Genomic DNA, 11,881 nt, shown 5'->3' on the forward strand with positions numbered 1-11,881 from the left:
ATCTATTTTTGCTGCTCAATAAAAAAATGTCATTTATCATGAGCCAAAGAGTAAAGATCAAGCAGATTTTGCTTAGCGACAGCGTAAACTATGAAGTAACGGTGAAAGGATGGGTCCGCACCTTCCGGAATAACCAGTTTATAGCGTTGAACGATGGCTCTACCAATAATAACCTCCAGGTAGTGGTGAACGAAGCCGATACCGATCCCGCCGTTTTTCGCCGCATTACCCGCGGGGCGGCCATTTCCGTGACCGGCCAGATCGTTCCTTCCCTTGGCGCCGGCCAGAAAGTGGAGCTCAAAACCGCCACCCTGGAGATCCTCGGCGATTGCGACGCGGAAGTGTTTCCCATCCAGCCTAAAAAACAAAGCCTGGAATTCATGCGGGAGATCGCGCATCTGCGCTTCCGGACCAACACCTTCGGCGCCGTGTTCCGCCTCCGCCACGCGCTGGCTTTCGCCGTGCACAAGTTTTTCAACGACAAAGGTTTCGTATACCTGCACACGCCCATCATCACCGCGTCCGACGCGGAAGGGGCCGGCGAAATGTTCCGCGTGAGCACGCTGGACCCGAAAAACCCGCCGCTCAACGAAAACGGCGACATCGACTATAAAGAGGACTTCTTCGGCCGCGCCACCAACCTCACCGTGTCCGGCCAGCTGGAAGGCGAGCTGGGCGCCATGGCCTTCGGCGATATCTACACCTTCGGCCCCACCTTCCGCGCCGAAAACTCCAACACCGCGCGCCACCTCGCGGAGTTCTGGATGATCGAGCCGGAAATGGCGTTCTATGAGCTGAAAGACAATATGGACCTGGCCGAAGAGTTCATCAAATACGTGATCCGTTACACGCTTGACAACAACCGTGAAGACCTCGACTTCCTCGCGCAGCGCCTTGCCGAAGAGGAAAAACAGAAACCGCAGGCGGAACGCAGCCCCATGGGCCTGATCGAAAAGCTGGAGTTCGTGCTGAACAACGAGTTCACCCGCATCACCTACACCGAAGCGATCGAGATATTGAAGAACAGCAAACCCAATAAAAACAAGAAGTTCCAGTTCCCGGTAGACGAATGGGGCACCGACCTGCAAAGCGAGCACGAGCGTTACCTGGTGGAAAAACATTTCCAGAAACCCGTGATCCTCACCGATTACCCGGCCGCCATCAAATCGTTCTACATGAAACAGAACGACGATGGCAAAACCGTTCGCGCCATGGACATCCTGTTCCCCGGCATCGGCGAGATCGTGGGCGGCAGCCAGCGCGAAGAGAACTACGACAAACTGGTGAGAAGAATGAACGAGCTGAAAATACCCGTGGAAGAGCTTTACTGGTACCTCGATACACGCCGCTTCGGCACCGCGCCCCACGCGGGGTTCGGGCTTGGCTTCGAGCGCCTCGTGCTGTTCGTTACCGGCATGACCAACATCCGCGACGTGATCCCTTTCCCGCGCACGCCGAAGAACGCAGAATTTTAATTTATCACTTTTACGGATATACAGGGCCGGCTTTTACGCCGGCCCTTTTTTATTGCATTCGTTTATGGAAACTTTCCCGCGCCGCATCTAAAGGGTATTGAGCAAAACAATACAGTGTGTGTTAATTTACCGGCAGCGGGTTTTCGCGCCCGCCGCCGGTAGATCATCCTTTACCTTAAACCCTTCACCATGGCCGAAATAAATACTTCCCCCGAAAACGGCCGCCGGAAAGGCGGCAGGCGCAGCAAAAAATTATCCACCCGTGTAGACATGACGCCGATGGTAGACCTCGGTTTCCTGCTCATCACCTTTTTTATGCTCACCACCACCATGTCCAAACCCAAAGCGCTGCCGCTTGTAATGCCCGCCGATGGCCCGGCTACGGCAGTTGCAGACAGCAAATCGCTGACGCTGCTGGTGGATAAAGACAACCGTGTGGCCTGGTACGAAGGCCTGACGGTGCGCGACGGGCAGTTCCCCGTATTGGGCCGCAGCGACTTCTCCGTCGAAAACGGCATTGGCAACGTGATACGCGACAAACAGCGACGCGTGGCGAAAACATATGGAGATGCGGATGAGCTGGTGGTGATGATCAAAGTGGCGGAAGGCGGCAGCTACCGCAATATGGTAGACGCGCTGGACGAGATGAAGATCAACCGGGTGGCGCGTTACGCCGTGGTGGACATTACTGCCGAAGAGGTAAAAATGTTGGCCGAATAAGCGCGCGGGCTGCGGTGAATTTGCCTTAACTTAGTATTCCAAAACAATACTGATATGGCAACCGTTAATTCCATTCCCTCCGTTGACCTGGCAGACTTCACTTCAGGAGACCCCGCCCGCAAGGCAGCGTTTGTTCAGCAACTCGGCAAGGCTTACGAAGACGTGGGTTTTGTAGCTGTGAGAAATCACGGCATCCCCGCCGACCTGATCGCCGACCTCTACAAATACGTGCAGTCGTTTTTCGCGCAGCCTTCCGATGTAAAACACCGGTACGAGATCCCTGAACTGGCCGGCCAGCGGGGGTATACATCCTTCGGGAAGGAACACGCCAAAGGGTTCGACGCGCCCGATCTGAAAGAGTTTTTCCAGTTCGGGCAAAGCGTGGAAGACAACGATCCCGTGAAAGCCGAATACCCGGATAATGTGCAGGTGAAAGAACTGCCCGAGTTCACGCCTACTTTTTTTAAGGCGTACCGTGCGTTTGAAAAGTCCGGCAAAGCGCTGCTGCAGGCCATTGCGATCTATCTCGGGCTGGACGAGCATTATTTCGACGACAAGATCCATAACGGTAATTCCATTCTCCGCGCCATCCATTACCCGCCCATTACGCAGGAGCCGAAATCGGCCATCAGGGCGGAGCAGCATGAAGACATCAATCTCATTACCCTGCTGGTTGGCGCGTCTGCAGACGGTTTGCAGATACTCGACAAAAAAGGCGAATGGGTGCCCGTTACTTCACTGCCCGAACAGATCGTGGTGAACGTGGGCGATATGCTGCAAAGACTTACCAACAACCGCCTGAAATCCACGACGCACCGCGTGGTGAACCCGCCGCGCGAAATGTGGAACACTTCGCGTTATTCCATCCCGTTTTTCCTTCACCCCAAATCGAACATGGACCTTACCTGCCTGGAAGGCTGCGTGGACGCGCAGCGCCCCGCGGAGTTCGCGCCCATTACCGCCGGGGAATATCTCGACGAGCGGTTGAGAGAAATAGGATTAAAAAAATAAACTGTAAGCCGGGGCGATGTTCCCGGCTTTTTTTATGCGGAATGAACAATCGTGCGGCGGGAAAAACAGGAATGAACAAACTGAACGATTGCCGGGAAGGCCGCCATCCTTATTTTGCGGGCATGTTACCAACCATTCTGACTGAACTGTCTGTTACCGACATGAGAAACATTGCAGGCGGAAAATCCGGCCAGCATGATGAAGCAGGAGAGAACGGCCTGCCCGCGCTGCCTCCCGTCAAGTTCGGGGAAACGCCCGATCTTGCAAAGGCAATGACCGCGCCGGTGGAAGAGGAAGAAAAGGAAAAACAAAAAGGGCGTTAGTCACATTCTTGTATCCACGGTTTTTTGTGTGGCCAGCAGCGTCGTCGCTTCGTTGGACGAAATGCCCTGCCCGTTGAAAAGACGGGAGAAATAAGCCACCATGGCCGGCGTGAGCTTGAACTCGTTGTACGGGAAGTTCATAAAATAACTGTGCTGCCAGCCCGCCATGCCGCGAAAGTTTATGTAGACGGCATTTTCCGCGCGTCTTTTTTTGTTGATCTTTTCGCCAAGCTGTTTGCGGAGCGTGAGCAGGTGCGCGCCTTTCAGCTGAAGGTCGCGGCGGTTGAAATGCACGTAAACCTGTTTGGCGAAACCGATCCGTTCCACCCATTCCGCGTGCCTTTTGGAAGAAACGCAGGCCGCGTTGATCACCAGGTTGTCTATGAAGGGCGTTTCGTTAATGCCATTGATGTTATGATGGCGCACCATCTGTTCGAGGATAATATTACCCATACTGTGGTAAAAAGTAGTGAGTTTTGCCCCGCTGATCCATGCTTCCTGCCGTTGTTTGGCGTCTTTCAGTTCCTGCAGCAGCAACAGGTATTGACCGGCCGAAAGCGCGGCGTTGTTGCGCGCGAAACGGAAGTTTTTGGAAGGTTTGTACGTGGTGTTGGTACTGGCATAATCGAACATGATCACGTTCACGTTGTACTGGCTGCTCATCAGCTGCGCACGTTCCACGTTGGCGGTGAAGATCTTGCCCATGCCTTCCGCGTACACCACGATGTCTTTTTTCTGCGGAAGGTGCTCCATGGCTTCCCGCAGCGTATTTTCCTTGTATACGTTCCATTTGCCGTCTATTTTTTCGAGGAAAAAATATTTGAGGGAAGTGGTGTCGAGAAATTCATCCACGAAACGCAGGCTCTGCGGGTGGATGTATCGGTTGGAAACAAATACGAGGCAGGTATCGCTGTAGGTGACCGGCTCCAGGTCTTCGGGCTGCAGGGAAAATCTCGCCCAGGATTCATTGCTGTTGTAAAGTGGGGCCTGCGCCCGTGCCGCTGCGACATTGGCGATGAGAAGGATCGCTAAAAGATACCGTTTCATAAACTACAATTGACCTGTCTTTTCTTAAACGCCTAAACGAAGGCATTTGTTCTGCTATAAAAAACCGTTGCAACTTTTATGCCCGGCCGGGCATAAACCGCCGGTTTCCTCCTGTATGTTCCCGGTAATCAGTACCTTCGCGCAGCCGGGGATGGATTTTTTTGTGTATTTTCAGAACTGGCAGCCGAAACTTATACCGTGTTTTTACGTCACATCTCATTCCTGAAGGCAGTTTTTTTGCATAGCGTCACCGCATTCGGGGGGCCGCAGGGCCACCTGGCGATGATGATGAAAACTTTCGTGCAGCAACGCCGCGACCTGACGGAAAAAGAACTGATGGAATACAACGCTTTCTGCCAGCTGCTGCCCGGCGCTTCTTCTTCACAAACACTTACCCTCATTGGTTATAAAAGAGGGGGCATTCCCCTCGCGGTAGCCACGCTGGCCATCTGGATCACGCCCGCCTGCCTGCTGATGGGCTCGCTGAGCTTTTTGCTGCAGTTTATGGACAAGCGGGCGCTGCACGTGGATATTTTCAAATACGTACAGCCCATGGCGGTCGGCTTCCTGGCGTTCGGCGGGTTGCGCGCTTACCAGGTGAGCATCCACAGCCTGGCTACCATGGCCATTATGGTTGTGGCGCTGCTGGCGGCCGTGTTCATCAAATCGCCCTGGCTTTTCCCTGCGCTCATCATCCTCGGGGGCATCGTTTCCAATTTCAGCGACAAACGTATCCCCGACCTCAACGAGCCGAAGAAAAAGATCCAGTGGAACAACCTCTGGCTGTTCGCATTGATCTTCATCCTCGCGGGTTTTTTCTCCGAGCTCGCGCGTACCAATAACTGGATCACCCGCAGGCCGTTTAACCTTTTCGAGAACTTTTACCGTTTCGGCAGCCTGGTGTTTGGCGGGGGAGACATTCTCATTGCGATGATGCTCGAGCAGTATGTGCAGCGTTCCAAATCCATGTTCATGTCCGCGGAAGAATTGCTTACCGGCGCGGGCATCATGCGGGCCATGCCGGGGCCGACCTTTTCCGTGTCTGCTTACGTGGGCGGCATGGTGATGCGCAACCTCGGGCCGGGTTACCAGTTCCTGGGCTGCCTGCTGGCGCCCATCGCGATCTTTTTACCGAGCATGCTGCTGGTATTGTTCTTTTTCCCGATCTGGAACAATCTTAAAAAACATGTGATCATTTACCGTGCGCTGGAAGGCATCAATGCAGTGGTGGTGGGCATTATGTGGGCGGCTACGTTTATCCTGTTCACCTCTATCGTCGGCACCTGGTACAACTGGGCGATCATGCTCAGCACGCTGGCGCTGCTGTATTTCTCAAAACTTCCGTCTCCCTTTATCGTGATCGCCTGCCTGCTGGCGGGCTGGCTGCTTTAGCTCTGTTTCCAGATCGCGGCCAGTTCCTTTTTCCTTCTTTCCGTTACTTCAAGCATGGTTTTATTCCGGAGCCAAAGGCGGTGCTCGTCCTGGTCTATTTTCTGGATATGCGGCACCTGCACCATCTGGTGATTGTTCACCTGGAAAAAACGCATGGCGGCGAACAGTTCGGTGTAATACCGGAAAGGGCGCGGGCTGTGAAGAGCCGTGCCGTCCGCGAGATAAAAAATGGTTTTTTCGGTAAGGCCTTCGAGGTAACAGATGTCTTCCACGCTCACCACCGCTTCGTCTCCTTCCGCGGCAGGCAGCACCAGCTGGCGCATTTCGCCGGCTGGTTTGCCGAAGTTGCTGAGCAGCACGTCGTACCGTTCGTGGCGGCGGGGGCGCAGAATGCGCGCCGTTACCGCGTTCACGGCCTGCAGCAGGCTTTCCTTGTCGATCGGTTTGAGGATCAGTTCCACTTCGCTGAGGCGGATGGTGTGAAGGAAACGTTTTTCGAAGGCGGTCACGAATATGGCTTCGAACGAAGCGTCGTATGCGCCGGCGAGCACGTCGAACCCGGTGCCGTCGGGCATTTCAAGGTCGAGGAACACCAGCTGGGGTTTGTGTTTACGGATCTGCTCGATGCCTTCTTTGCAATTGGCGGCAGATGCTACGGCTTCAATCTCGGGGCAATATTTGTTCAGCATCAGGGAAATGATGTCCCTGCTGTTCCGTTCGTCGTCTATAATTACTGCGCGGATCATAACATAATTTGATTATTGGCACAATTCAGCTAGAGTTGGGGTATAAGTACCCGGATAACGGTACCGCTGTCGTTGGCCTGTTTTTTTGATTTATCGATGATCTCTATCTGGATTCCCGTGTTATACATTTTGTTGAGCAGTTCGGCCCGGTTCAGGCTGATCTCCATGCCCTGGCTCTGGTGATGCCCCGGCAGCGTGCGCAATGCGCGCGACCGTTCGATGCCGATGCCGTTGTCTTCGATCATACATTCCAGCATATCCCCCGCCAGCAGGTTGAAGCGGATCATCAGCAGGCCCGAAGCGTGATCTTCATTATTCATGCCATGTTTCACCGCGTTCTCGACGTAAGGCTGCAGCAGCATGGCAGGCACTTCCAGCTCGGCGGTGGCGATGGAGGGGTCTGTAACGATCTCGTAGCTCATTTTTTGCTCAAAACGCATCTTCTCAAGGCCAAGATAAGTATTTAAGTAAGTTATTTCGTCGGCCAGCGTGATAAAGTTGCGGCGCGAAAAATCGAGCGTTTTGCGGATGAGGAATGAAAAATCCGACAAATATTTTTGCGCATGCTCGTAATCGCGCTGCATTACGAACAGCTGGATGGAGTTGAGGCAGTTGAAAATGAAGTGGGGGTTGATCTGCGCGCGGATGGCCTTCAGTTCTATCTCCGCCAGTTTTTTACTGTATTCGATCTCCAGCTGCAGCTTGCGCTGTTCTTCCAGTTCCATCTTTTTGCGCAGGATCTCGGTGGTCTGTTCTTTCACCAGTTCTTCCAGCTGCTCGTTGAGCTTGCGTTGCAATTCCTTGTTTTTGTTGAGCTGTTTGATCAGCATTTCCTGCGTCTTCGTTTTTTCCTGGTGCACGAGTTTGTTGCGGTAGCTGAGCCCTGCGGCGAAAAACAGCGCCTGCAGCAGCACGCCCAGCACCAGCACGTTGTAGGGGCCTACCAGTTCCGGCAGCGGGGTGAACGGCACCGGCTCGGTATTATTGAGGAACGCCCAGATGGTAAGCAGGTAGAGGCTGATGGAGCCGAAAAGGTAAAAACGGATCAGCGGGTGATGCCGCGTTCTCCGCGCCAGCGCGATAAACGAGATGCCGAATGGGATCAGCGTAAAAAAGTACGTCCAGGTATAGATCATTGCGGGCGCGCGGAAATTGCCCGTAGCAATGAGCGCAATGCAGCAAACGATCAGAATGCCGGTGAGCACCGCGCCGTAACGGTATATTTTTTCCATGAGCGGGTAACGCTCGCGCAGGTTGAGGAACATGTTGCCGAACAGCATGTACATGAAATAAAAGCAGAACAGCAAAGCGGGTATGTCCCAGTAAAATTTGAACAGCGGGCAGAAATGGAAGAACGACAGCTGGAAAGGTTTCAATTCCAGCCGTAACGTAAAAAAGAGGATCAGCCCGAGCAGGTAAGCCGCGAAGTACAGCGACGAACGGTCCGGCAGCTGGGTGTAATTGATGATGGTAATGCTGAGCAATACCAGCAGCATGCCGACGAGCATTTGTATCACGAGCACTTCGCCTTTATACTGGTCGGTTTGCGCGTGGCGGAACTCCGCGTAATGGATCGGGTCGTACAGTACGGGGAGAAATTCGTTTTCGCGGTAGAAACTGTTGCGCACGTGCACGTAAAAGGTGCGGGTTTCGCCGGCGCGCACATGCAGGGGAAAGGTGTAATGATTCCATCGTTCCACGTTGCCGCGGTCTACCATCAGCCCGGTATGCATCATCAGTTCGGGCTGGCCGGCGGCGTTGGCGGCATAAAATGCCAGGTCGTCGTGCCAGCCGGTAAAAAGGTACAGCAGCGAATCCACCGGCCCGGAATTGCGGAGCCGCAGCCGGAGCCATAGATTATTGACGTGGTTGAGCGGTTTTTTACGGGAGTGGAACAGGGCGCTGTCTGGCCTGAAAACGAGACGGGGCACTTCGGCGGCGGTTACTTTCCCTTCGTGGTCTTCGAAGGCCCAGGTATGGGAACGCACGTCCGCCCCATTAACGGGACGGGAGAAATCAAGGGAAAGTGTGTCCTGTGCGGCCGCTCTGGATACGGGGTAAATGGAGCAACAAAACAACAGGCCGAGAATTAAAAGCCGGTTCACTTAAACGGTGGTATTAGGATGATGCATACGTTTCGTCGATCGCTCTCGCCAGCGCACGGTCTTTGTCTGTCACGGTATTTCCTGCGCTGTGCGTATTCAGCCAGATCTCCACCTTGTTCCAGGTATTGCTCCAGGTGGGGTGATGGTCCATCTTTTCCGCCGTCAGCGCCACTTTGGTCATAAATGCAAATGCTTCGCGAAAATCTTTGAAAGTAAACGCGCGGTAAAGATGTTGATCTGTTTCCTGCCACATATGATTGAATTTTTAGGCCATAACGTGTAAACAAGGCGTTCAGAAGATCAGGTTGATCTTGTTTTTAATGTCTTTCATATCCAGCAGGGTCACCAGCTGCACGGTTTCCACCTTCCTGCATTGTTCTGTCAGCAATTTTACGTCCGCTGCCTGGTAATAATTCCCTTTGATCAGCCAGATATAGTCCACGTGTTTTAATTCCGGCAGTAAAAACTCCGCTTTACAGTGATTGTTATAAAAATAATGGGCCGCCGATTTGGTCAGCTCCTGGTATTCAAACACGGTAAAGTAGTAGGAACGCCGGTTTTTGGTGAGATTGATCTCCAGGGAATTGTTCACCCTGAGATCCAACCCCAGTTGTTTGTTGATCTGCCAGCACACCTGGTAATCGCGGGCCTGGGAAATGATCCCGGCCAGCCACGTATCCTCGAAAAAGTCTTCCACCAATTGCTCCTGATCCAGCTTGAGTTTGAGTACTGACATATTTTAAAGTAAACGGGAACCTGTAATGATGTAAAGGTATTGAAAGTAAATAAAGCGCTATGCTTTCTTTTTCGGAAGTGGCGGGTTCCAGAAAACCTTGTCGAAATGCTGTACCTGGTCGTTTTTCACTTCGATGCCCTCGGCTTCCAGCAGCTCCTGCATGAGGGTGGGGGTGGGAAAATGATGTTTGCCGGTAAGCAGCCCTTTGCTGTTCACCACGCGGTGGGCCGGCACGGGTTTGGGCGCCGAGCCGGCGGCGTTCATGGCCCAGCCTACCATCCGGGCAGACAGCCGGATGCCGGCTCTTTCGGCGATGGCGCCGTAACTGGTCACGCGCCCTTTCGGGATGCGCCGCACGATGGCGTACACCGTGTCCAGGAAATTAGGCTCCTTTTTGGGCTTTGCGGGCTTCGAGGAGGCGGCTTTTTTTATCTTCGGGGACGTTTTCATAATCAAAAGGACAATGCAGGCATCCATTTCCGCAACAATACCCCCGCTCACGATGGTATTTCTCCGTGAGCACTACATATCCCTGCTCGTTGTAATAAAAATCAATAAGCTCTACCAGCGGCTTCTTCATCCGTGTCCAGGTTTACCGCTTTCCAATCGATCGGCTGTGCGGGCAATACAAATTTAAGGAACCGGATGGTTCTGCCATCGGCCAGGTGCATGCCTTCGTAATAGGTCTGTATGCGCAGCAGCGGCGAAATTTCAGCCTGTGCGTACACGTCCGGTATATCGGTCAGTTTTTCGGAGCCGGTTTTGGCGATCACCATGCGGGTGAAATCGTACAGTTCCTTCGAATCGGTTTTCAGGTTGATGGTGCCACCCGGGGCCAGCAATTGCTGGTACATGGCGAGAAAACGCGGGTGCGTGAGGCGTTTTTTGGCCTTGGACTGTCGCAGGAACGGGTCGGGGAAGGTGATCCAGATGTCTTTTATCTCGCCCGGGGCGAAATAATCGGTGAGCGCCTCGATCTGGGTACGGAGAAAGGCCACGTTGGCGAGTTTTTCATCCAGGGCGGTTTTGGCGCCTTTCCAGATGCGGTTGCCTTTGAGGTCTACCCCCATAAAGTTCCTTTCCGGGAACAGCCTTGCCAGGCCAAGGGTATAATCGCCCTTGCCGCAGGCCAGCTCCAGGGTAAGCGGGTTTGTATTGCCGAAATGCCCCGCCCAGGCGCCCTGCATGTCTTTCGGGTAGATCAGCACGTTGGGGAATGTCTCGATCTCGGCGAACCGTATAAGTTTTTTATGTCCCATGAGGGGGCAAAAGTAATGAAAATGAGGGGCATGATGTGTGCGGGCGCAGGGAAAGTAATGGTATATTATCTGGTATGCGGGGTACAACGATCCTTATAGGATCGATATACGAGTGAAGGTAGAGAGAAGAAGGAGAGCAAAAGGCAAAATGATATGACCGGAGGGGGGATAAAATAGTACCGGGCAAAAAAAAAGCGTACAAGTATCAAACTTATACGCTTCTTTTGCTGTAGGAGTAGGATTCGAACCTACACGAGGCAGTTAGCCATAGCACAAATAAGATTAGTGGTCAACCCATTACGCTACGTTTATCCCGTGATCCTCACCCCCGAGACGAGAGGGCATGTCTGCCAATTCCATCACCCCACAAAGTTGGAATTCCTTTGGGCGAACAAGCTGCTTTCCAGCTATTTTCAACCCCTGAATGGAATGGTTGTTTTCAACGATTATGATGCAAATCTAAAGAGAGGGGGTATTTTTTGCAAATATTTTAATAGAAATTTTGGAAATTTCGATATTTTTTAAATATTTGCATGTAAGTTTAAAACAATCAAAAACAATTTGTCAAAATGAGCCACAATTTGAATATTGACAAACTGGACCTACAGATCATCAGCGAGATGATGTCTAACGCTGAAATCTCCTATGCAGACCTGGGGAAGAAACTCTTCGTTTCCGGCGGTACCATCCACGTTCGAATGAAAAAACTGCAGGAGCTGGGTATAGTTAAAGGTACGAGATTACATGTAGATTTAAAAATGATCGGCTACGATGTGATCGCCTTTATCGGTATTTTCCTCGAAAAAAGCTCCTTATACGATTCCGTAGCCAAGGAACTGCGTAAAATGCCCGAGATCGTAAGGCTCAACTATACTACCGGCAGCTACAGCATGTTCGCGGAGATCATCTGTAAAGACATTACCTCCCTTCGCCGTGTGCTGCACGACGAATTGCAGAAGATCAAAGGCATCGAACGCACCGAAACATTCATCTCGCTTGAAGAAAGTTTTACGCGTACCATCAACGTAGTTGAGTAACAGGTACGGTTTCCACAGTTATGAGCAGGG

The 11,881-nt window shown here is 52.6% G+C and carries 14 protein-coding genes; 6 read left to right on the forward strand and 8 right to left on the reverse strand.

Features of this window, described 5'->3' with window-relative positions; genetic code table 11:
- Window positions 1–38: 38 nt before the first annotated feature.
- The 4 genes from asnS to J7I43_RS13190 all read left to right on the forward strand — a co-directional run bounded on the left by asnS (window position 39) and on the right by J7I43_RS13190 (window position 3,529).
- Complete coding sequence (gene asnS / locus J7I43_RS13175; protein ID WP_209146145.1) at window positions 39–1,475, forward strand: asparagine--tRNA ligase; 1,437 nt, start codon at window positions 39–41, stop codon at window positions 1,473–1,475.
- Window positions 1,476–1,664: 189 nt separating this feature from the next.
- Complete coding sequence (locus tag J7I43_RS13180) at window positions 1,665–2,195, forward strand: ExbD/TolR family protein (RefSeq protein WP_209146146.1); 531 nt, start codon at window positions 1,665–1,667, stop codon at window positions 2,193–2,195.
- A gap of 54 nt (window positions 2,196–2,249) precedes the next feature.
- Window positions 2,250–3,206 (forward strand): isopenicillin N synthase family dioxygenase, encoded by a 957-nt coding sequence (locus J7I43_RS13185; protein WP_209146147.1) that lies wholly within the window; start codon window positions 2,250–2,252, stop codon window positions 3,204–3,206.
- A gap of 71 nt (window positions 3,207–3,277) precedes the next feature.
- The gene (locus J7I43_RS13190) at window positions 3,278–3,529 is read left to right on the forward strand and encodes a hypothetical protein (RefSeq protein WP_209146148.1); all 252 of its coding nucleotides are present in this window, start codon (window positions 3,278–3,280) and stop codon (window positions 3,527–3,529) included.
- Here J7I43_RS13190 and J7I43_RS13195 read toward each other — a convergent pair whose 3' ends face one another.
- Entirely contained in the window at window positions 3,530–4,576 is a 1,047-nt protein-coding gene (locus J7I43_RS13195; RefSeq protein ID WP_209146149.1) for an alpha/beta hydrolase, read from the reverse strand.
- A 198-nt stretch (window positions 4,577–4,774) separates the two neighbouring features.
- Here J7I43_RS13195 and chrA point away from each other — a divergent pair, with 198 nt between their 5' ends.
- Window positions 4,775–5,968 carry a chromate efflux transporter gene (gene chrA / locus J7I43_RS13200; protein ID WP_378108712.1) on the forward strand — a complete coding sequence of 398 codons (1,194 nt, stop codon included), beginning with the start codon at window positions 4,775–4,777 and terminating at the stop codon, window positions 5,966–5,968.
- On the opposite strand, the gene J7I43_RS13205 is transcribed toward chrA, so the two are convergent.
- From J7I43_RS13205 to trmB, 7 genes are read right to left on the reverse strand one after another with little or no spacing between them, the layout of a single operon-like run.
- A complete protein-coding gene (locus J7I43_RS13205) occupies window positions 5,965–6,714 on the reverse strand; it encodes a LytR/AlgR family response regulator transcription factor (RefSeq protein WP_209146151.1) in 750 nt (249 codons plus the stop codon). The genes chrA and J7I43_RS13205 overlap by 4 nt on opposite strands.
- 29 nt (window positions 6,715–6,743) lie before the next feature.
- Window positions 6,744–8,819: a histidine kinase gene (locus J7I43_RS13210; RefSeq protein WP_209146152.1), complete on the reverse strand. Its 2,076-nt coding sequence runs from the start codon at window positions 8,817–8,819 to the stop codon at window positions 6,744–6,746.
- Window positions 8,820–8,832: 13 nt separating this feature from the next.
- Window positions 8,833–9,072, reverse strand: a complete 240-nt coding sequence (locus J7I43_RS13215; protein ID WP_209146153.1) for a 4a-hydroxytetrahydrobiopterin dehydratase — start codon at window positions 9,070–9,072, stop codon at window positions 8,833–8,835.
- A gap of 39 nt (window positions 9,073–9,111) precedes the next feature.
- A complete protein-coding gene (locus tag J7I43_RS13220; RefSeq protein WP_209146154.1) occupies window positions 9,112–9,555 on the reverse strand; it encodes an IPExxxVDY family protein in 444 nt (147 codons plus the stop codon).
- Window positions 9,556–9,612: 57 nt separating this feature from the next.
- Entirely contained in the window at window positions 9,613–10,005 is a 393-nt protein-coding gene (locus J7I43_RS13225; RefSeq protein WP_209146155.1) for an MGMT family protein, read from the reverse strand.
- Window positions 9,938–10,135, reverse strand: a complete 198-nt coding sequence (locus J7I43_RS13230; protein ID WP_209146156.1) for a DUF5522 domain-containing protein — start codon at window positions 10,133–10,135, stop codon at window positions 9,938–9,940. The genes J7I43_RS13225 and J7I43_RS13230 overlap by 68 nt, the downstream gene beginning before the upstream one ends.
- Entirely contained in the window at window positions 10,107–10,814 is a 708-nt protein-coding gene (trmB, locus tag J7I43_RS13235; protein WP_209146157.1) for a tRNA (guanosine(46)-N7)-methyltransferase TrmB, read from the reverse strand. The genes J7I43_RS13230 and trmB overlap by 29 nt, the downstream gene beginning before the upstream one ends.
- A 569-nt stretch (window positions 10,815–11,383) precedes the next feature.
- Between trmB and J7I43_RS13240 the strand changes: the two genes are divergently transcribed.
- Entirely contained in the window at window positions 11,384–11,851 is a 468-nt protein-coding gene (locus J7I43_RS13240) for an Lrp/AsnC ligand binding domain-containing protein (protein WP_109695159.1), read from the forward strand.
- Window positions 11,852–11,881: the final 30 nt, after the last annotated feature.

It is taken from the genome of Chitinophaga chungangae, from assembly GCF_017742215.1.
Taxonomy (GTDB): domain Bacteria; phylum Bacteroidota; class Bacteroidia; order Chitinophagales; family Chitinophagaceae; genus Chitinophaga; species Chitinophaga chungangae.

Coding starts and splice junctions, on each gene's coding strand:
- asnS (WP_209146145.1), top strand. CDS start 39: ATGAGCCAAAGAGTAAAGATCAAGCAGATTTTGCTTAGCGACAGCGTA.
- J7I43_RS13180 (WP_209146146.1), top strand. CDS start 1,665: ATGGCCGAAATAAATACTTCCCCCGAAAACGGCCGCCGGAAAGGCGGC.
- J7I43_RS13185 (WP_209146147.1), top strand. CDS start 2,250: ATGGCAACCGTTAATTCCATTCCCTCCGTTGACCTGGCAGACTTCACT.
- J7I43_RS13190 (WP_209146148.1), top strand. CDS start 3,278: ATGAACAAACTGAACGATTGCCGGGAAGGCCGCCATCCTTATTTTGCG.
- J7I43_RS13195 (WP_209146149.1), bottom strand. CDS start 4,576: ATGAAACGGTATCTTTTAGCGATCCTTCTCATCGCCAATGTCGCAGCG.
- J7I43_RS13205 (WP_209146151.1), bottom strand. CDS start 6,714: ATGATCCGCGCAGTAATTATAGACGACGAACGGAACAGCAGGGACATC.
- J7I43_RS13215 (WP_209146153.1), bottom strand. CDS start 9,072: ATGTGGCAGGAAACAGATCAACATCTTTACCGCGCGTTTACTTTCAAA.
- J7I43_RS13220 (WP_209146154.1), bottom strand. CDS start 9,555: ATGTCAGTACTCAAACTCAAGCTGGATCAGGAGCAATTGGTGGAAGAC.
- J7I43_RS13225 (WP_209146155.1), bottom strand. CDS start 10,005: ATGAAAACGTCCCCGAAGATAAAAAAAGCCGCCTCCTCGAAGCCCGCA.
- J7I43_RS13230 (WP_209146156.1), bottom strand. CDS start 10,135: ATGAAGAAGCCGCTGGTAGAGCTTATTGATTTTTATTACAACGAGCAG.
- trmB (WP_209146157.1), bottom strand. CDS start 10,814: ATGGGACATAAAAAACTTATACGGTTCGCCGAGATCGAGACATTCCCC.
- J7I43_RS13240 (WP_109695159.1), top strand. CDS start 11,384: ATGAGCCACAATTTGAATATTGACAAACTGGACCTACAGATCATCAGC.